Annotated in this window: 18 protein-coding genes and 1 pseudogene; 2 read left to right on the top strand and 17 right to left on the bottom strand. The window is 42.7% G+C overall.

All coding sequences use genetic code 11. From position 1 onward, the window contains the following. From JWQ85_RS17570 to JWQ85_RS17545, 6 genes and pseudogenes are all read right to left on the bottom strand, one after another. Positions 1 to 328, bottom strand: a pseudogene (locus JWQ85_RS17570) (3-deoxy-7-phosphoheptulonate synthase); the annotation flags it as partial. 149 nt (positions 329 to 477) lie between these two features. Beyond that, a complete protein-coding gene (locus tag JWQ85_RS17565) occupies positions 478 to 1383 on the bottom strand; it encodes a prephenate dehydratase (protein WP_299470308.1) in 906 nt (301 codons plus the stop codon). A gap of 255 nt (positions 1384 to 1638) precedes the next feature. Further along, the gene (locus JWQ85_RS17560) at positions 1639 to 2310 is read right to left on the bottom strand and encodes a DUF6624 domain-containing protein (protein WP_299470307.1); all 672 of its coding nucleotides are present in this window, start codon (positions 2308 to 2310) and stop codon (positions 1639 to 1641) included. A 90-nt stretch (positions 2311 to 2400) separates the two neighbouring features. Then, on the bottom strand, positions 2401 to 3294 hold the full coding sequence (locus JWQ85_RS17555; protein ID WP_299470306.1) for a sterol desaturase family protein: 894 nt from the start codon (positions 3292 to 3294) through the stop codon (positions 2401 to 2403). 4 nt (positions 3295 to 3298) lie between these two features. Then, positions 3299 to 4357, bottom strand: a complete 1059-nt coding sequence (gene aroB, locus JWQ85_RS17550; RefSeq protein ID WP_299470305.1) for a 3-dehydroquinate synthase — start codon at positions 4355 to 4357, stop codon at positions 3299 to 3301. Position 4358: 1 nt separating this feature from the next. Beyond that, positions 4359 to 4565 (bottom strand): RNA-binding S4 domain-containing protein, encoded by a 207-nt coding sequence (locus tag JWQ85_RS17545; RefSeq protein ID WP_299470309.1) that lies wholly within the window; start codon positions 4563 to 4565, stop codon positions 4359 to 4361. Between the two features lie 124 nt (positions 4566 to 4689). On the opposite strand from JWQ85_RS17545, the gene JWQ85_RS17540 reads away from it, so the two are divergent. After that, positions 4690 to 5892, top strand: coding sequence for a proline dehydrogenase family protein (locus JWQ85_RS17540; protein ID WP_299470304.1), 1203 nt, complete (start codon positions 4690 to 4692; stop codon positions 5890 to 5892). 191 nt (positions 5893 to 6083) lie between these two features. Here the strand turns inward: JWQ85_RS17540 and JWQ85_RS17535 are convergent, their stop codons facing one another. From JWQ85_RS17535 to JWQ85_RS17490, 10 genes are all read right to left on the bottom strand, one after another. Beyond that, positions 6084 to 6560, bottom strand: coding sequence for a DinB family protein (locus JWQ85_RS17535; RefSeq protein WP_299470303.1), 477 nt, complete (start codon positions 6558 to 6560; stop codon positions 6084 to 6086). 19 nt (positions 6561 to 6579) lie between these two features. Beyond that, positions 6580 to 7233 carry an HAD family hydrolase gene (locus JWQ85_RS17530; protein ID WP_367186244.1) on the bottom strand — a complete coding sequence of 218 codons (654 nt, stop codon included), beginning with the start codon at positions 7231 to 7233 and terminating at the stop codon, positions 6580 to 6582. Positions 7234 to 7262: 29 nt separating this feature from the next. Next, on the bottom strand, positions 7263 to 8492 hold the full coding sequence (locus JWQ85_RS17525; RefSeq protein ID WP_299470301.1) for an MFS transporter: 1230 nt from the start codon (positions 8490 to 8492) through the stop codon (positions 7263 to 7265). 127 nt (positions 8493 to 8619) lie between these two features. Further along, positions 8620 to 9684 (bottom strand): hypothetical protein, encoded by a 1065-nt coding sequence (locus tag JWQ85_RS17520; protein WP_299470300.1) that lies wholly within the window; start codon positions 9682 to 9684, stop codon positions 8620 to 8622. A gap of 258 nt (positions 9685 to 9942) precedes the next feature. Then, on the bottom strand, positions 9943 to 10446 hold the full coding sequence (locus JWQ85_RS17515) for a DinB family protein (RefSeq protein WP_299470299.1): 504 nt from the start codon (positions 10444 to 10446) through the stop codon (positions 9943 to 9945). A 131-nt stretch (positions 10447 to 10577) separates the two neighbouring features. Continuing rightward, positions 10578 to 11081, bottom strand: coding sequence for a hypothetical protein (locus JWQ85_RS17510; RefSeq protein ID WP_299470298.1), 504 nt, complete (start codon positions 11079 to 11081; stop codon positions 10578 to 10580). Between the two features lies 1 nt (position 11082). Further along, positions 11083 to 12243, bottom strand: coding sequence for a chromate transporter (locus JWQ85_RS17505; protein WP_299470297.1), 1161 nt, complete (start codon positions 12241 to 12243; stop codon positions 11083 to 11085). Positions 12244 to 12289: 46 nt separating this feature from the next. Further along, on the bottom strand, positions 12290 to 13150 hold the full coding sequence (locus JWQ85_RS17500; protein ID WP_299470296.1) for a chromate resistance protein ChrB domain-containing protein: 861 nt from the start codon (positions 13148 to 13150) through the stop codon (positions 12290 to 12292). Positions 13151 to 13406: 256 nt separating this feature from the next. Next, entirely contained in the window at positions 13407 to 15911 is a 2505-nt protein-coding gene (locus JWQ85_RS17495; RefSeq protein ID WP_299470295.1) for a WG repeat-containing protein, read from the bottom strand. Between the two features lie 150 nt (positions 15912 to 16061). After that, on the bottom strand, positions 16062 to 16568 hold the full coding sequence (locus tag JWQ85_RS17490; RefSeq protein WP_299470294.1) for an OsmC family protein: 507 nt from the start codon (positions 16566 to 16568) through the stop codon (positions 16062 to 16064). Positions 16569 to 16691: 123 nt separating this feature from the next. On the opposite strand from JWQ85_RS17490, the gene JWQ85_RS17485 reads away from it, so the two are divergent. After that, positions 16692 to 17288, top strand: a complete 597-nt coding sequence (locus tag JWQ85_RS17485; protein ID WP_299470293.1) for a DUF2238 domain-containing protein — start codon at positions 16692 to 16694, stop codon at positions 17286 to 17288. Positions 17289 to 17345: 57 nt separating this feature from the next. Here JWQ85_RS17485 and JWQ85_RS17480 read toward each other — a convergent pair whose 3' ends face one another. Further along, entirely contained in the window at positions 17346 to 17618 is a 273-nt protein-coding gene (locus JWQ85_RS17480) for a hypothetical protein (protein ID WP_299470292.1), read from the bottom strand. Between the last annotated feature and the right edge of the window lie 549 nt (positions 17619 to 18167).

Raw genomic sequence — 18167 nt, 5'->3', positions numbered from 1 at the left:
CCCAAAGGATATCTACACCAGCTTTTAAGGCTTCTTCTACGTGCTTGGCAGTAGCTACCTCAACAGCGGTAGGCAAGCCGGTTTCTTCTTTGGCGCGTTTTAACCATTCTAAGCCAATGCTGCCAATACCTTCAAACTCTCCCGGGCGGGTACGTGGTTTCCAGATACCTGCACGCAGGGCGCTAACACGGCCTGTTTTTGCTAATAAATGAGCGGTGGCTACCAGTTGGTCTTCGGTTTCTGCGCTGCAGGGGCCGGCAATTAAAAGAGGTTCTTTGCCCGTTTTTATCCAGGATTCAAGGGGCTGTATGTTTAAATTAAGTTTCATATCTTTTTTTGTTGTTTGGAAATCGGTAACACCGAAATTCCGGAAGTTTGTGTGTTTCTTATGTTATATTTATATTATTTCTTTCATTTTTCGGGGTTTACCGACTATCGGCCTCCCACTCTTGTATCTTTCTTCACTCATCCATCTCACTATTCATTCAATTTTTTTACGTTAATGTATCTTCTTGTTCTTTCGGGCTTAAGCGGTTTTGGTATTGTATCTGCTTCAAACCGTTGATATTCGCCCAGTATGTTAAAATTGTGCGTGTACTTTAGTATTTGGCGAATGGAAGCATCATATTGTTTTGCTTCTTCCCATTCTATATCTACATAAAAGTTGTACTCGTTACGCTTGCCTAAAACCGGCATGCTTTGTATTTTGCTCATGTTCACGTTTTCCTGCGCGAAGATGTTCAGCACTTTCGCCAATGCACCAACCTGGTTAGTTACCTGAAAACACAAGGAGGCTTTGTTAGGCACGCCCTTCTTTTTAGCATTTTCATGCGTGGTCAGGATCAAAAATCGGGTGAAATTCAGTTTGTTTGATTCTATCCTACGTTCTAAAACATCTAAACCGTATAACTGAGCGGCAAGGGTGTTGGCAATAGCAACGGTGTCGGTTAATTGCTCATCGCGGATGCGTTTGGCACATGCAGCAGTATCATTGCTTTCTACAATTTGCAAGTGCGGGTATTCGTCAAAAAAATCAATACACTGGCGAATAGCAATAGGGTGAGAGGTTACATATTTAATATTCTCGAACCGTACGCCCGGCAAGGCCATCAGGTGCAGTTGAATAGGCACATAAACCTCGCCCACAACCGGAAAGCTGTAGTTCATCATCAGCGAGTAATTAGGCAATATGCTGCCCGCAATACTGTTTTCAATAGCCATTACCACATAATCGGCCTTATCGTTTTGTAAAGCCTCAAATGTTTGTTTAAAAGAGTTACACTCAATGGTATCTATTTTTTCGCCAAAGTATTTAAATGCGGCTTCCTCGTGGAAGGAGGCGCGGATACCCTGTATGGCAACTCTTGGTGTCTCGGTTTTCATAATATGTATAAAGCAAAAAATCCCGGCTTTTAGGGCCGGGACTTTTCAGTGTTTTGTATGTTGTTTAGTACATATCAGTCCCGGCTCTTACTGGTAAAGTAAAAGTAGTAACCATAAAAATATGTAGTTTGTAATTTCATTTTTTCTTTGTTGGCGTAAATGTACAAGTAAAAATCATTTTATCAATAGATAATTTTATTTTTTGTAAAATATTTAGGTCGAACAGAATTTTATTGGGTGAAATAGGCATTAAACCTATGTTGTGGGTTTGGCGGGTACGGCTACCAGTTTTGGTTTTGTTATTCCTCGTTTTTCATAACCCGCCTTGTTCATCTCAAAATGCATTTGCGACATGCTGTTTTGGTACTCTTCAATTGCTTCCAATCCAACTTCATAACGGCGCTCGTTTACATTAGCACTATCTGTCAGCGGCCGGGGTATGGCCTGGCAAAGTTTAGTGTTATAGGTCATTTGTGTGCCGTAAATTTGCTTTTTGCCGGTATTGATGTTTACACGATCGGTAAGGTATGCAAAGTTTTTAGCGTCGGCATTCTTCTTAAGCACCTCGGGCTTCATGGCATCCAATATTTGCTGCTGAAACGCGGGCCATTTATCGCAATGCTGCACCATCAACCAAAAATGGTTAGATCCTTTTTGTCCAACAAGGTCAAACCCGGGGTAACCGTACCTTTTAAATACGTTTTCCATTATTTTTTGGTGGTTGGTAAAAACGCTGTCTTTAAAGCGGTCCCACTGCTCGCGGCTTAGTTTTTTGTATTCGCCTGTTGGGATGTAAGCCGCTATCTGGTCAACCGCTACCAATTTGGCAAGGCTATCGGCCAGGGGCTGGTTATAAGTTTTTTTCTGTGCCTGCACCATACCGGCGAATGACAGGGCGATTAACAGCAAAGATAATTTGGTTTTCATGGTAAGGCAATTTAGCTATAACATGCTTAATTACATTATGACAATATAAATGTTACAGAGGTTTAAATAAAGAAGCGCCCATTTATTTAACTATGTACGTTGTTCTTTATACTCCCTCTGCATCACCCTTGCAGTTTGTGTGCTGCCATCGTGGCTCCAGCCGGGTGGGTTAAACAGGTATTTTAGTTTGTTGCTGATGCCGGGCGCGTGTTTAACATCGTGCAGTAAAGCCTTCCATTCGTGGAAGAGTACATTTACCGGGCCCAGGTTTTCGGGCTGATGGGTGAGGCCGTACTTAACGGGCTCGGCAGGGTCTTCGTCATGAAAGGTGCCGAAAAGCCTGTCCCACAGTATTAAAACCATACCCATGTTTTTATCCAGGTAGGGGATGTTTGACGCATGGTGCACCCGGTGATGCACAGGTGTTACAAATATCATTCCATACCATTTTGGCAGCGGGATGCGGTACTGGGTATGTACCAGGTTGCCATATAATTGGGTTACTAGGTAGGCATATAAAATATCTACCGCGTTAAAACCAAATAATGCCAGCGGCAGATAAAAGAAGGCGCGGTATAAAGGTTCAAATACGGTTGACCTAAACCCGGTGCTAAAATTAAAATGCACTGACGAATGGTGCGTTACATGCATAGCCCAAAACAAGCGGCAATAATGCCCCGTATAATGCAGCACCCAGTACAAAAAATCCTGTACTACAACCAGCACAAACCAATATAGCACCACATTACTTATCTGGAAGAAACGGAAATGGTAGGCAAAATTGAGAATGAAGAACGTGCTGCCATTAATAGCCAGATTAAACACAAAGGCAAGCGAGGTTAAATAGATGTTGGTAAGGGTGTCGCGTTTTTCATAGTAATGGCGGTTTTCGCGGTAGCTAAACCACATTTCGGCCAGGGTAAGCAGCACAAGCAAGCCTACCAGTATCACTACAGCTTCTTTACGGGCGTCTAAAGGAGGCATTTTTTTACAGAGTAGCGTAATACCTTAAACTATCACAAAGTTCGGTTTCTGTGCAGATATTATCAATACTATATTGGCCTATATATTTCAGCAGCGTGCAATTTATTTGGCCGTTTTGGTTCTTCTTATCCTTAAGCATATGCTCAAGCAGGGTTGGGAAGGTGCTTTCTTTAATCTTATATTTAGGGTATAAGCCATTTAAAACTTCAGCTATTTCGGCCAGTTCAGCATCAGACAAGCCAATTTTTTTGTTGGATAACCATGCCTCGCATATCATGCCAATGGCAATAGCTTCACCATGCGATAATGGGTCTTTATCGTTCATCAGCGAATAGGTTTCCACAGCATGCCCAACGGTATGGCCAAAATTCAGCGCCTTGCGGATGCCTTTTTCGTGCGGGTCTTCAATAACCACCTCATTTTTTATCTCTACCGAGCGGTGTACCAGTTCTATCGATGGCAAACTAAGGTCGCTTGTTTTTAGCTGGTCCCAGTAGGGGGCATCAACAATTAAACCATGCTTAAGCATTTCGGCAAGGCCCGAAAGGATTTGGCGGGCAGGTAGTGTTTTCAGAAAATCGCCATGCATGAACACCGCTTTAGGCTGTGTAAATGTGCCTATAATGTTTTTTATGCCATCAACATCAACACCGGTTTTACCACCAACAGATGCATCAACCTGTGATAATAGGGTAGTAGGCACCTGTACAAAATCTATCCCTCGTTTATAGGTAGAAGCTACAAAGCCGCCCATATCGGTAATAACACCGCCACCCAGGTTTATCATCAGGGCTTTGCGGTCGGCGCCAAAGTCGATCAGCATTTTCCATATACCTATGCAAAAATCAATGGTTTTGCTTTCTTCACCGGCGTTTACTTCAATAATATCGAAGTTATCCAGCACATCTAACTGCTCTTTTACAATAGGAAGGCAATGCACGCCGGTATTTTCATCGGTAAGGATAAAAACCCTTGAATAATTGCCTTGCTTAACAAAATTTACCAGTTGGGTAATGCTGTTATCAAAAAATATGGGGTAACTGTCGCTTTGAATAGTTTGCATGTTATATAGCCTTGATCTGCTGACCTCTGAATTCAACAATATCGCCTTGTTTTACCTTAAGGCGTTTGCGGTAATCAACCTCTCCATTATATATTACTTCGCCGTGTTCAACCACTATCTGCGCTTCGCCGCCGGTTTGCACTAAACCAGTTGCTTTAAGTAATTGTATCATTGGGATATAATCGCCTTCTACCTTAAATTCTATCATGTGTGGCAAAATTAAACTATTCATGGAATAATGAGTTATCATTTTATAATTTTGCACAATACTTCGTATCGATCATAGTTAATAGTTAATGGTTCATAGTAATGCATGGATTTTACTATGAACTATGATCCATGAACTAAAAGAACAAATGAGTCCAAACGATAAATTATCCTTCGAAAATACCGAGATCGCCTTCCGTCATTCATCAAATACCGACCTTAACCGTGCTTACTGGCTGTTTAGAGTTATCAACGTGAACTTCCTGGTGAAGATAGGCCCGCCCATAACCAACTTCGCTATTAAGATAGGCTTGCCCATTAAGGGGCTCATAAAAGCCACCATATTTAAACACTTTTGCGGCGGCGAAACCATTACAGAGTGTAACCAAACCATTAAAAACCTGGCCGATGGCGGGGTAGGTACCATCCTCGATTACTCTATTGAGGGGGAAGATGACGAAACAGTTTTTGATAATACCCGCGACGAGATCATCCGCACCGTGATACGTGCATCAAAAGATAAAGCTATCCCGCTTACGGTATTTAAAGTAACCGGTGTTGGTCGTTTTGGCCTATTGGAAAGAATTGACGAGGGGATAAAACTAAATGTTGATGAGCAATTAGAATGGCAAGCTGTGCAGGATAGGGTACTGGCTATATGCGAAATGGCACACTCTGAAGGCGTACCGGTGATGATTGACGCCGAAGAAAGCTGGATCCAAAAAACTATTGATACCCTTGCCCTAAACATGATGCGTTTTTTTAATAAAGAAAAAGCCATTGTATATAATACTTACCAATTGTACCGCCACGATAAGCTGGCATCGTTAGTAATTGACCATACCATAGCCGAGAGTGAGGGCTTTATTCTGGGGGCCAAAATTGTTCGCGGTGCCTATATGGAAAAAGAACGCAAACGTGCCGAGGAAAAGGATTATCTATCACCTATACAGCCCGATAAAGCATCAACTGACCGCGATTATAACGACGCTCTTATTTATTGTGCCGATAACGTGGCCAGCATCGCTTTTGTTGCCGGTACACACAACGAAGACAGTTGCCGCTTACTTGCCGACCTGCTGAACGAGAAAAAGATAGACCATAAAAACCCGCATGTGTTTTTCTCGCAACTTTTAGGCATGAGCGATAACCTGAGCTTTAACCTGGCCAACGCTAATTACAATGTTGCCAAATATGTGCCTTACGGGCCCATTAAAGCGGTATTACCCTATTTGTTTAGGCGCGCGCAAGAAAATACTGCCATTGCCGGCCAAATGAGCCGCGAGTTAGGTTTGATTGTTAAAGAGAAAAAGAGAAGGAATAGCTAAATCTTAGTGTTCCCTCCCCACGGGAAGGCAGGGAGGGGTGATTAGCTATGCGTTTCGAATGTATGGCGATTAAACCCTCCTGGAATTGACCTGATTTTTGCGTTAGGGATTGGCGCGGATACCGGCCTGTGGCTAATGCCTGTGCAGTATGAGCAAAAAGCCCGACCGCAGGGAACGCCCAAAATATAAATCTACCACCGTATTACATCTGTATCTACCGGGATATAACCCAACTGCCGGCTCATGTTCATTATTTGCCCTTTGTGATGAAACTCGTGCGTAATAACATGGGTGAAAAGCTGCAGCGGACTAAGCGTTAATTCGATGCCTTCTTTTTTGGGTAAGGTTAAAGGCAGATCCAGCGCATCTTTAAAGTGATTTAGAAAATCGTTCACTACCAGGTTGATCTGTTCAAATGTGGCGCGGATGGATGCCAGATCTTTGTAATTGTCATCCGTTGAAAATGGTCGGGATTCCTGCCTTGCAAAGTTTACCAGCCATGATGTATAGGTATCTGCGCTATGTATCATCAGGCTGCCAATGCTTTCGTTATTGAACGATGCTACCGGTTTAAGCACATCTTCGGGCTTTATGGCTTCCAGATAATTAAATACCGCTTCGCGGGATGATATCACTAACTGATACTGATGCAATAGGGCTGTATACATTTTAAATATCAGTCAATAATCAAACCAAATGTTCACGCTCTGCAAAGGCAGCCAGTGTATCGGGGGCGGTCATTAAAAAGGTGTGTATGCCTAACGTTTTAGCGGCCTCTAAATGCTGCGGACTATCATCAATAAACAAGGTTTCTTCGGGTTTTAGGTTGTTTTCGGCCAGTACCTGTTCAAAAAACTCTATCTGTGGTTTACGCTTGCCAACTAAATGCGAGTAATATGTTTTCTCGAAAAGGTGTTCGTTATCATCAAAACCAAAATCGGTTTTCAGATAATTCATGATATAGGTGTAGTGGATACCGTTGGTATTACTTAGTAAAAACGTGCGGTATTTATCTTTAAATTTTAGTAACAGATCGTGATTGCCGGGTGCCACGCCCAACAAAAGGCTGTTCCATGCATCTGTAATTTGCTGATCGGTAACGGCCTCGTTGCCAATTTTTTGTTTTACGTAGGCCCTGAACTCATCAGGCGTTACTTCGCCACGGTCAAACTTATCAAAGATCTGGTCCTGCTGGCGGTGGCCAAAAAACTCATCTGGGTTACCTATTCCCAGCTCTTTGAAAGCTTCCTGTGATTTTCTGAAATCGAGGCTGAATATTACGTTGCCGTAATCGAAAATGATGTTTTTGATGTTTTCCATATTTGGTAAATATGGGAAAATGTAACGGAAACAAAAATGCCTTTCTCCGATCAGTGTGCCAGTTTTTTTCGCACCAAAAGCAAAAAACCTGTTATCATCAAACCCAATACTGTGTAGCCCAATGCAAGCGACGGCTGATCTTTAATGGTAATAACGCCTAACAAACCCGATATAACAACAGAGGTTACCAGGTAAGCACCGCCGCTGGTTAAACCGCTTGCAATCCCTGCATTAAGCGGGAAACGTGTTAAACAATAGGTAAAGAATATATTATATACGCAGCCGCTAATGGTAGTAATTGGCACTACAAAAAGCAGCAGGAGTAATAAGCCTGCTTTGTCGGTTGCGAAGCTGTACATCAGCGCTACCAGGGCCAGCTGGCCTACATTTGCCAGTATCAGTCTTTTAAATAACGAACCCGATTTTATGGTTTTACCCAAAATGCCCCCCACAAATAACGACAGGCCCGAAAGTAACGCGCAATACCCGGTGGTAACCGACGACAGATGAAACTTGTGCTCGACAATAAATGGCGCCGACATGGTAAATATTAAAACCATACTGAAACAGATACCCAATATCACTATCCCCAAACTAAAATCTACCGATAGCACAAGTTTACGGTAAACCTTAAAAATAGACCGTAAATGAAACGGCTGCCTTACTTTTATCGACTCGCCGCTGTAGAAAAACTCTAACAAAAACATAACCAGGCCGTACACGGCCAAAACAATAAAATTATATTGCCAGCCAAAGCTTTTTTGGATATAGCCGCCAAAAAAAGGCGCCAGTATAGGTGCTGTAGCCCAAATGATAGATAACAAGCTGGTGTAATGCCGCTGTTTTTCGCCGGTATACACATCAACAAAAAAGGCGCGCTTGCCTACAACAATAAAGGCCGTTGCTGTACCCTGCAGTACCCGCATCAAGTAAACAATATGGATATCTGAGGTAGTTATTATCACCACATTGCTTAAAGCAAATACTAACAATGCAGCAAGGTTTATACGGTAGCGGCCAAAACTATCTACAATAGAGCCAACAAACAGCTGTGAGATACCGTAACTTAATAAAAAGCATATGATAGTATATTGTATCCCCGCCGAATTGGTGCCAAAAGCAGTAGCCATACTCGGGAACGAGGGGATATAAACATCCGTAGCCAAACCCGATAGCGGTATCAGCGCAAATGCCAGTATAGTGGCCCGCTTGCGGTTGCTATCGTTAATTTGCTGTGTAGTGGTTTCTGTATCTGCAAGCGCCTCGTCCAGTGTAGTCATGGTAGTTTTCTGTCAATGACGGGCAAAGTTAACCGACCGAATGGTTTGTTTTTACCATATGTGGCATTTTTACATAGCAGCAACAATCTCAGATGTTACGAAGTACAATAGTTTGGCAATTATTTAACTATTTGGATGGCGTAACTAAAATTGCCGATGCGGTACCACTTTTACCAATTGGCGACGAAAGATGAACGGGTACATTGTTTTTCCAGTAGGTAGCAACCACCTTTTTTTCATAAGTAGAGCCCGAAGCATAGACGTCCTTATCGACTACCGCTATACCGGTTATCTGTGAACCAGAGCCAGAAAGCAGTGTTAGCTTATCATTTTTAAAATAGCCGGGGCCGTTTGACGTGCTGCAGGCGAGATAAACATCATTGCCACTTACCGCGATCTCGATCGCATTAATTGCAACAGTTCCATCGGCTAACGAAACGGGCACAGTATTTTTCCAATAATTAACCCTCGTGTTTTGGGAGGAGGATAAAAGATAGGTTGCCGGTATATACATGCGATTACCCTGGAACACGATATTTTTGGCGTATGATGCCTCATCATTTGGAAGCCTTGTTGCAACGCCGTTTTTCCAATATACCGCCGAGGCCGTACCTCCTAACTGATACCCTGAGACATAAATATCTGATCCTTGTATAGCTATACCAGCAGTACCTCCTATGGTCATACCTGGTAATAACGGAAGGGTAACCTGTTCCCCATTCTTCCAGTAAACAGCGGAAGTATTTATATAGCCTGTAATATAAACATCATTTCCATGTATCGCTATTCTAACTGTTGAAGCACTTGTAGCATTGGTTGTTAAATTCACCTGCACCCCATTTTTCCAATATGTGGCAATGGCCATATTGACATTGTTGGCATTGGTTGTGTAACCAGCGACATAAACGTCGTTACCTTTAACTGCAATAGCATTTGCCGATGCATTTTTTTTACCATGGGTGAGAATTACAGGATTTCCATTTTTCCAATATACTGCCTGCCTTACATTGGTAACTGAGTCGTAAGTGCTCCCGGCAACATAAATATCACTTGTTTGTACATGTTTCGGAATTGTATCTGTTTTAGTGTCGACCTCCATTTTGGTGTCGACCCCCAGGTTACTTTTTACACATGCTGTAAAAAGTAGCGAAAAAATCAAAATTGCGTTGGCAAGGTGTTTATAGGTTTTCATAAGTAGTGTAGGTTTAGGATATTAACAAGAACGAATATACCTTTTTCATGATTGGGTGATTGTAACATTTTCGAGACAAATTGATGGTATGTAATTATAAATCAATTATTTAAGCAAAAAATACAAATCTGAAAAGAGCTGCTTTCAAACGGTGGGTAAATGATGGGGATCGAACCTAAGTGTACGGAAGAAGGGACCCGAACCCTCTACTTCGGATGGGTCAGAGTGCTGTCGGGTGCGTGTGACTACTACCCACCATTACCCAAAAACCTTATCATCGGCCGATGGCCCGTAAATAGATGGCACCGCGATATCATTGAGGCGCATGTAAACGGTAAGCTGCCCGCGGTGATGCACCCAATGGTTTAGGGTAGAGCCGAGCGTGTCGTGTTTGGTAGATGTAAATATGATTTGTCCGTTGGCTTTCAGGTAAAATGGTTTATCCATGTCGCCTTCTGCTATACCTTGCAGGGCCTGTTTGGCCTGGGCAAGGTTTTGGTGAAAATGATCTACCACTTCCTGCGTGGTTTTAGCCTCGATATGTTTAAAGGTTGCGAAGTCTATTTCAGGGTCGCGTGCTATATGAGCTATCCATAACGGAATCTCGGCCACCAGCAGGGTCAGGTAACCCAGTTCCATTGATTTTTCATGCGGCTTCCAGCCAAATAATTCCGGCGGTATGCGTTCTAAACATTTCAAGGTTGCAGGCACCTCGGCCTCCAGCTCTTTGGCATATTCCTGTGCTAAAAATACGTCGTTCATGGCATTAATGTTTAATGCTTTAACAATTGCTGCCGTAAATGGTTCATTATAAAAGAGATATTCCGGTCATTGCCGTTTAATCTTCGCTATGCCCTCAAGTTCTCCTTCGTAGGGCTTGCGCTGCTATCGGTTTAAAATGAAACGCCTAATTGTAACCCCGTACTGACAGAAGCGGGCAGATCATTGCCAAACCTGACCGGGAATGGAACCGAAATAAAGAAACTGGCATCTTTTCCTTTTTTAATGACCTGGTTAAATACCGGCGTTACGCCAAAGCGGCCACTGGTTTCAAATGCCATGCGCCCAATAAAGGTAAAGCCATGTTTAAAGCGGAACATAGCGCCGGGATGGAACAATACTGTACTTACTTTTGAAATGTTCTTTTCGGTGCGAATAGCCGGGGCCACTTCAAAGCTGATCCCAAAGCTATCACTTTTTAAAATGTTGACCCCAAAAGGGAAGCCGATGATATAGACGTTTCCGAAATTGCCCGCAAAGCTGTGATTTGTGTAAGTAACCAATGGCTGCAGTATACTAAAATACCCTGTTACCCTTGGATATATAGTGGATTGCTGGGCGAAGCCTGTTTTAAAAGCGACCAGTAATAAAATGGTGATGATAAAGGTTTTGGGCATATTAAAGTGTTTTGATGAGAATGCCGATTATGGCAGCGATGCCAATGATATAAGGTTCCTGTAGTTTTTTGATATAAATAAGGGCTAATACGGCAGCACCAGCTATAAGCAGGGTTGGTATATCAATAACGGACCGTAAGCCAATAACAATAACTGAACCCACTAAAGCGCCGATAACGGCTGCTGTTATACCATCCACAAAGGCTTTTATACTGGTATTCTTCGCGATTTTTTTAAACGAGGGAGCTAAGGCCACGGTAAAAACATAACAAGGCAGAAAGGTTGCCAGTGCTGCCACGCAAGCACCCGGAAAGCCCGCCACCAAATAGCCGATAAAGCCAACAGTGATCACTACCGGCCCCGGAGTGATCATGGCTACGGCAACTGCATCAACAAATTGGTGCTCGTTGAGCCAGCCAAATTCTTTTACTACACCGCCATGCAGGAAAGGCACAATAGCCAAACCGCTGCCAAATACAAATGCACCAGCTTTGGCAAAAAACCAACCAATCTCCTGCAACTTATTGCCATCGTATTTCCAAAACCCTGTGCTAACCAATATACTAACCGGCAACACCGCCGGCTTTTTGAGCCATTGCGGTGGCGCTTTTATCACCATGTATAAAATACCGCAAGCCAAAAATAAAAGGATTTCTTCCCGCTCTGTAATTACGGTAACTACTATACCCGCCACATAAAATAGCCATAACAACCATTTCGATTTCATGGCGGCTAATTCAAACTTGCTGATAGATTTGATGGTGAGTTTATAGGCGCTCATGGCTATTATACCAATTACCGTAGCACCCACGCCATAAAACACCGCCTGCATCCAGGCCAGGCCGCCGTACAATTGGTAAGCCATACCTAAAACTACCACCATAATAAAGGATGGCAGCACAAATGCCAACCCGGTCAGGGTGGCTCCGATAAGCCCATGATGTACAAAACCAATATAGATGCCTAATTGCGCGGCTAATGGGCCGGGTGCCAGTTGTGCTAAAGCTAATCCTTCTTTATATTCTTCCTCGGTTAGCCAGCCTTTGTCTTCCACCAGATCGCGCTGCATATAGCCAACTAAAGCTACCGGCCCGCCGAAACCCCAGGTGCCGAGTTTCAGAAAATAGATCGTAATGTCCCATAGGGAATATTGCTTAATCATCGTTCAGCAATACTACTCACTTAAAGTACTGTAAACTTGTACGTAATTAACTACTTGTATCCGTTTTACTTTTAAGGAGACTTTTTTTATACAGAGAAGGATTTTGGCCGGTTTGTTTTTTGAAGATACGGTTGAAATGGCTTTGGTCCGAAAAACCGGTAAGGTAAGCTATCTCGGTTAGCGAGTAGTCCGTATCTGTCATCAGGTGGATCGCTTTTTCTATCCTTAGCTTACGAATATAATCGCCAAAGGAAAGGTTATCAAAATATTTAGAAAACTCGCGTGATAGGTAGGATGGGTTTATCTCCAGTTCATTCGAGGCCTGCTGTAAACTCAGGCTCATGTTGGTATCAAGCTGGTCCTGTATCATCTCCTTCAATTCTTTAGCCCATTCAGGTGCTTTCCTTGAACTGCTTTGTTTGATATACCTATGAAATACTTCCAATAACATCTGCTCTACAGGCCCGGCCTGGGTATGCTTTAACTGGTGCAGGTGTTTGGCCCAACTGTACAATCCATCATAAATGGTCATGCCAAATTCCAGCAGTTCCTGGTCGTCTTTAATGTTATAGGCTAAGCCGGAAAATATCGCTTCAAGCCCGGCAGACTGTGGTACAAAATCATGCCGGTCGGTATCGGCGCCACGTACTATGGTGGCAATCCTGTTTAGTGCCGCATCTTTTAACTGGTGCTTTTTTATAAAATAGTCAAAAGTGCATTGGTCTTCGTAATGCGTGTACTCTACATTTGGCAGGTCAAAAGGGATGGCATTTAATTCGGCGGCCTTGATTAAAACCTGGTCGAAAGGCACAAAAATGATCTCCGCTTCCGTATCAATGAAACGCCTGATGAGCCAGGGACAGGCAATGCGGTCTATTTTCGGACGTTCACGAGTAATCCATTTCATGTGGAACAAAGTTAACAGATCAAACGCTTGATAAGAATTATTAAAATATTAGATAAAGAGGAGGGGGTAGGGGTGTTTACTGTTTTGAAAACGAACGGACAGTAGCCTATCGGTTGCTGCAGTCCCGCTATCCGCTGCAAGTCCTCCTTCGTCCGGGCTTTACGCTGCTATCGGGTTTAGGGGGGAGGGTAATGGGCACCCGCGGCACTCGTGCGCCAGCGAGGAGATTGTGGCGCATTACAAAGACCTTGACATCTTATGGCTCAAAACGATCAAAGTAACGCTGCATGAAATAGGTGCTGATCCAGTAGCCGTTAATTTTAATGGCATTTCGCAATACCTTTTCCATAAAACGCGTGTCACCAAAAGCCGGGTCTGTTCTCCTTGCGTTGGTCACAAAGCCTTGCTGGTAAAGTGTATAGTCTTGTACCTCGGTAAGCAAAGCCCGGTTATACGCGAAATCTGAATTTTGATTCCAGCGGCTAAGCTTAAACTTAAACAGGTCGTTATAATACTTTTCTCTCACCGCATTTACGTTCGTGTATTGAAGTGCTTGTTTAGTAAACACGTTTTCTTTAAGGTAGAACAACAGATGTTCAGACGGCGCTATATTTGCGGCAAAATCTTTTAGCAGCGACTCATTCTTGCTGTCCAAAGCTTCGACAAGCGCCCATTTCAACTCATCGAAGGTTTTGTAGCCTCGATGCGGCTGCATTGCAACTTCAGTAGTAATAAATCTTCCCTTTTCATCGATAACCCTCATCCTGCCTTTATAGAATGTCAGCGCCTGGTAGCCAGATCCATCGGTGCCTTCAAAGTTAGCCACTTCATCAAAAGGGCCTTTATTAATGATTTTATTTTTGCTACTGATCACGCGATAACCGGCACCGACTTTGGCTTTGTATAAACCATTTTGCGAAATACGCTGCAAGTCACCATATTGAAATGGTATCTGCATCTTGTTTTCCAGGTTTATGGTGCCGAATCTCCTTCCTTTTGCAACAATAACCGAATAAGCATCAGCAGACATCAGATCAATACTGATCGCGTCATATTCCAGAGGAATGACCGCTTTGTTCTTCTCGTCGATCAAGCCATGTTTTTTCCCCTTCCTTACACTGAAGTAAACATGTTTTCCCATATCAAAGTGTTGCATGATATCGTCATAGGTCATTGGAACGTCCAATAACCCGGTAATTTCGTTCAACAGGCCGATCTTGCCGTTCTTGCCTTTCACAAATGATAAAGGCTTACCAGATGAACTAAACGGATTCAATAAACCATCCTGGTTGGGGATATGGCCGTAATTACTCACATTCTCTGTTAGTACTACTTGCAATGTTTTCTTATTCAGGAAGTTGTAGGTGTTGTCTTGCTTTTTTAACACGATGATATTACTATTTTCCGTGTCACTGTCGGTGATCCACCGGTAATCTGCCGGAATAACAACTTTTCCTGTTTTATCATAAAGCCCAACCCGCTTATCAGCCGTTAAAACCTTTAAGAGGCCTTTTTCTTCGCCGATCCATCCAAACTCGACTGGAATGATTGTTTTTCCTTCCAGGTTCACGATCCCAAATTTCCCGTCAGACTTTACTTTTACAAATTCACCGAGCCCAGTTTCATAAAAAGGGTCTACATCGTCATATTTAGCAGGTACTAATATCTCCCCTTTTTTTCCGACAATGCCTCTCTTTTTGTTTTTTGTCACCCTAAAACCTATACGGTATTGCATGATGAATTCCGGGTCATAATCAAATGCAACGATCTGATTTCCCTGCAGATCGAATACGCCGCCCTTTCGGTTCTTGGTGGCCATTACATAACCAACCCCGTCTGCATAAACTTTTTCAAACTCAATTCCGGTTTTTTTCTTGCCGTTTACAAAATAGATCCCATACAAATTGCCTTTTTTAACTGTATAGTATCTATAGTTCTCCTGATTGTAAACGGCATCATTATCAACAGGATAAATAAGGGCGCCATCACTATCTGCCAGGCCGTACTTATTGCCGTTTTGCAAAGTCAGTAACGTAACTGCCCGGAAACTATTGGATTTATCGATAAGCGAATACTTTTTTACGGGTTGCTTTGCCTGAGTGATAATGGTGTTGATTTGGGCACTTGAAACATATATGCTGTCATAATTTAAGGGTACGACTAACTGGTTCTTTACCACACCAAATTTCCCGTTAGCTTTGATGATTACCAGATTGGCGTACAAGGCAGCATACTCTATTTGGGAAGGGAATGCTTTTTCCTGCTCATTAAAGATCATTTGAATCTGACCCTTCGCGGATCGAACAAATGAAACAAAGCTATTGGCAGACAATATCTTGTCGTATTTGATTGAAAGGATCTTATTGCCGTCATTCATAATTGTTCCATATTTGCCCTTTTTCTTGACGATATAAGCGGTTCTATAGGCCGTTCCCACGCTGTCATAATCAATGTTACCAATGACCTGGCCTTTCTTGTCGGCTATACCGTACAGTTCACCTTTTTGAATGATGAAGCCGTTTGAAGTAAAATCAATTTTATTGTAGATAGCCGCTTGTCTAACGCCTTGTGGATCAATAAAGCCATATTTGCCGTCTTTCTGATAATAGCTTGTAACCCTGTTAGCGGGTGTCATCACTTCGGCAGTTATCGGGACATCGATATCACCGCGTATGTCCCCAGATGCTTCTGATCTCGGGGGAACCTGCGCTAAGGCAATATGATAAAGAAAAAAAAGTGGGAGGATTAGCAAGTATTTCATGTTAAGGTTTGGTTATATGACGTGTACGAAAATAATCAAATTCTGCCGCGTTCCATAGTATCATATGGCCGATTTATCGAGAGCCGAAACTAAGAAATACTGAATTAGGCCCGTGGTCGGTGTTATCACCCACACCACAGATTCTCTTCCTTACCCCAACTTGTAGCTGGTTTCAATATTTGTACCGCCGCTAATGGTTTGGTATATCACGCAGTATCTTTCGGTGAGTTTGGCAAGGCTGGCCAGTTGTTCTTCGGTGGCATCAGTTTGCAGGTCAAAGCTTAACCTTATCTGTTTAAACCCTACCGAGGCTTCTTTTGATACGCCCAGTGTTCCTCTAAAGTCGAGGTCGCCTTCGGCATTTACTATTCCGCTCTTTAATTCTACCCCTATGGCTGTGGCTACGGCTTTTAAGGTAACCCCGGCGCAGGCAACCAATGCTTCTAAAAGCATATCGCCCGAGCAGGCCAGCATACCATCGCCACCGGTAGCAGGGTGCAGGCCGGCGTTAACCAGGGCACGGCCGGTATCAACCTTACAAGATATTCCCTCGCCAATATTGCCCTGCGCCTTTAAGGTTATCAAAGCCGAATCGGGTTGTTCTTTATACTTTTCTTTGATGGGTGTTTGCAGGTCCTTTAATTCGGCGGCGTTCATATATAGGTGGTTTTTAGATGTGTAATTGGTTAATATGTTTGGCCTCAAAGATACAGCGGCTTTTTTAAAGCTGCGCCGAATAGCGAAGGCTTACAATGTAAAATATTAGTATCATATTAGGGCATGAATAGGCATGTTGTGTTAATAGTACTTTTTTGGGCCGGACTAATAATTTCGGCCATAAACCCACACGATTATTTTACCTGGGTACTGGAAGTTTTCCCGGCTATACTGGGTTTTATTGTATTGGTGCTTACTTACAAGCGGTTTCAATTTAGCTACTTAACCTATGTAATGATACTGATGCATTGTTATGTGCTGTTCATAGGCGGGCATTATACCTATGCCGAAGTGCCTGCCTTTAACTGGCTGCGCGATACCTTTCACCAGGCGCGTAATAATTACGATAAGGTAGGCCACTTTACCCAGGGCTTTGTACCGGCCATGATAACCCGAGAGCTTTTCATCCGCCTTAATGTTGTACAAAAAAGAACATGGATGGCATTTTTAACCGTATGCGTGTGTACTACCATTAGTGTATTGTACGAGTTTTTAGAATGGTTTGTATCTGTTATGTCAGGCCAATCCGGCGATTCATTTTTAGGGACCCAGGGTTATGTTTGGGATACACAGTCGGACATGCTATATGCCATGATAGGCGCCATTTGCATGGTAGTATTTGTAGCTAAGCTGCAGGATAGGGCTGTGGTAAAGCTGTAGGCCGCCTAACAAAATAGGAGAGAAGCCCATTCTACACTTGCCGGTATGCCCCTGCATCTATACTGCTTCAACGTAGTTGATGATAAACTTCGCCAGTTGCTCTTGTTCGGTAACACTAAGAATTTCGCCGTCATAGATCCAGTAGCCTTTTGTATCAAACAAGATCCGGCCCATGTAATCGGGGTTTTCTTCAAATGCTGTATATAATTCATAGCTCAGCACCCGCCCCTCGTTTTTAAAGTCAGGAATAATCCGTACTATCTCGTCAGGACCGCTTTTGCGTTTTACCCAAGCCTTAGCTTCCCTGATCAACTCACTATTCTTCATCATGATAAAACAAATGTCGAAATTATTTTCTCATTTCTTGTGTAAATTACTAAAATAATTAGTATTTATTATGATAGGTCTGTAGGTATGAGCTATTATATTAAATATCGGCAATAATAAAGCAAGGAAGGCGGACACCATACGGCGGAATAGTGCGGTTTAACACACTTATCTTGATTGTATCATTATGATATTCACCGCCGTGCCTCATTTTTACGAATACGATTTCGTTAATAAATACACTGAAAAGTAATCTGGTTATTCTTTAAATAAATAGATTTGATTTAAGCGATACTACTTGCTCATTAGTTTAACCAATTACCTGATACCTACCAGCTTCGGTAAGTAAACACTTTATTAATAACTACAATTTTCCCGAAAAAAGGTCAATGGCTTTGCTATGTAATTGCACGTGTATGTGTTCAGGCGCCTGATATTATTTTAATATGTAACCAATTAAATTATAAATATGAGAAGAGGAATTATTACATCAGGAGTTACGCTTGCAATGGCAAGCATTATGCTGGGATCGTGCCAGAAAGAAGCGGGTAC

The sequence above is a fragment of the Mucilaginibacter sp. genome, from assembly GCF_028288105.1.
Classification (GTDB): domain Bacteria; phylum Bacteroidota; class Bacteroidia; order Sphingobacteriales; family Sphingobacteriaceae; genus Mucilaginibacter.
This window is presented reverse-complemented; position numbering and strand designations above follow the sequence as displayed.

Excerpts from the sequence above, each read along its gene's own strand:
- JWQ85_RS17565 (WP_299470308.1), bottom strand. The coding sequence starts at position 1,383 with ATGAAAACCGAGACACCAAGAGTTGCCATACAGGGTATCCGCGCCTCC.
- JWQ85_RS17560 (WP_299470307.1), bottom strand. The coding sequence starts at position 2,310 with ATGAAAACCAAATTATCTTTGCTGTTAATCGCCCTGTCATTCGCCGGT.
- JWQ85_RS17555 (WP_299470306.1), bottom strand. The coding sequence starts at position 3,294 with ATGCCTCCTTTAGACGCCCGTAAAGAAGCTGTAGTGATACTGGTAGGC.
- aroB (WP_299470305.1), bottom strand. The coding sequence starts at position 4,357 with ATGCAAACTATTCAAAGCGACAGTTACCCCATATTTTTTGATAACAGC.
- JWQ85_RS17545 (WP_299470309.1), bottom strand. The coding sequence starts at position 4,565 with ATGATAGAATTTAAGGTAGAAGGCGATTATATCCCAATGATACAATTA.
- JWQ85_RS17540 (WP_299470304.1), top strand. The coding sequence starts at position 4,690 with ATGATCCATGAACTAAAAGAACAAATGAGTCCAAACGATAAATTATCC.
- JWQ85_RS17535 (WP_299470303.1), bottom strand. The coding sequence starts at position 6,560 with ATGTATACAGCCCTATTGCATCAGTATCAGTTAGTGATATCATCCCGC.
- JWQ85_RS17525 (WP_299470301.1), bottom strand. The coding sequence starts at position 8,492 with ATGACTACACTGGACGAGGCGCTTGCAGATACAGAAACCACTACACAG.
- JWQ85_RS17520 (WP_299470300.1), bottom strand. The coding sequence starts at position 9,684 with ATGAAAACCTATAAACACCTTGCCAACGCAATTTTGATTTTTTCGCTA.
- JWQ85_RS17515 (WP_299470299.1), bottom strand. The coding sequence starts at position 10,446 with ATGAACGACGTATTTTTAGCACAGGAATATGCCAAAGAGCTGGAGGCC.
- JWQ85_RS17510 (WP_299470298.1), bottom strand. The coding sequence starts at position 11,081 with ATGCCCAAAACCTTTATCATCACCATTTTATTACTGGTCGCTTTTAAA.
- JWQ85_RS17505 (WP_299470297.1), bottom strand. The coding sequence starts at position 12,243 with ATGATTAAGCAATATTCCCTATGGGACATTACGATCTATTTTCTGAAA.
- JWQ85_RS17500 (WP_299470296.1), bottom strand. The coding sequence starts at position 13,150 with ATGAAATGGATTACTCGTGAACGTCCGAAAATAGACCGCATTGCCTGT.
- JWQ85_RS17495 (WP_299470295.1), bottom strand. The coding sequence starts at position 15,911 with ATGAAATACTTGCTAATCCTCCCACTTTTTTTTCTTTATCATATTGCC.
- JWQ85_RS17490 (WP_299470294.1), bottom strand. The coding sequence starts at position 16,568 with ATGAACGCCGCCGAATTAAAGGACCTGCAAACACCCATCAAAGAAAAG.
- JWQ85_RS17485 (WP_299470293.1), top strand. The coding sequence starts at position 16,692 with ATGAATAGGCATGTTGTGTTAATAGTACTTTTTTGGGCCGGACTAATA.
- JWQ85_RS17480 (WP_299470292.1), bottom strand. The coding sequence starts at position 17,618 with ATGATGAAGAATAGTGAGTTGATCAGGGAAGCTAAGGCTTGGGTAAAA.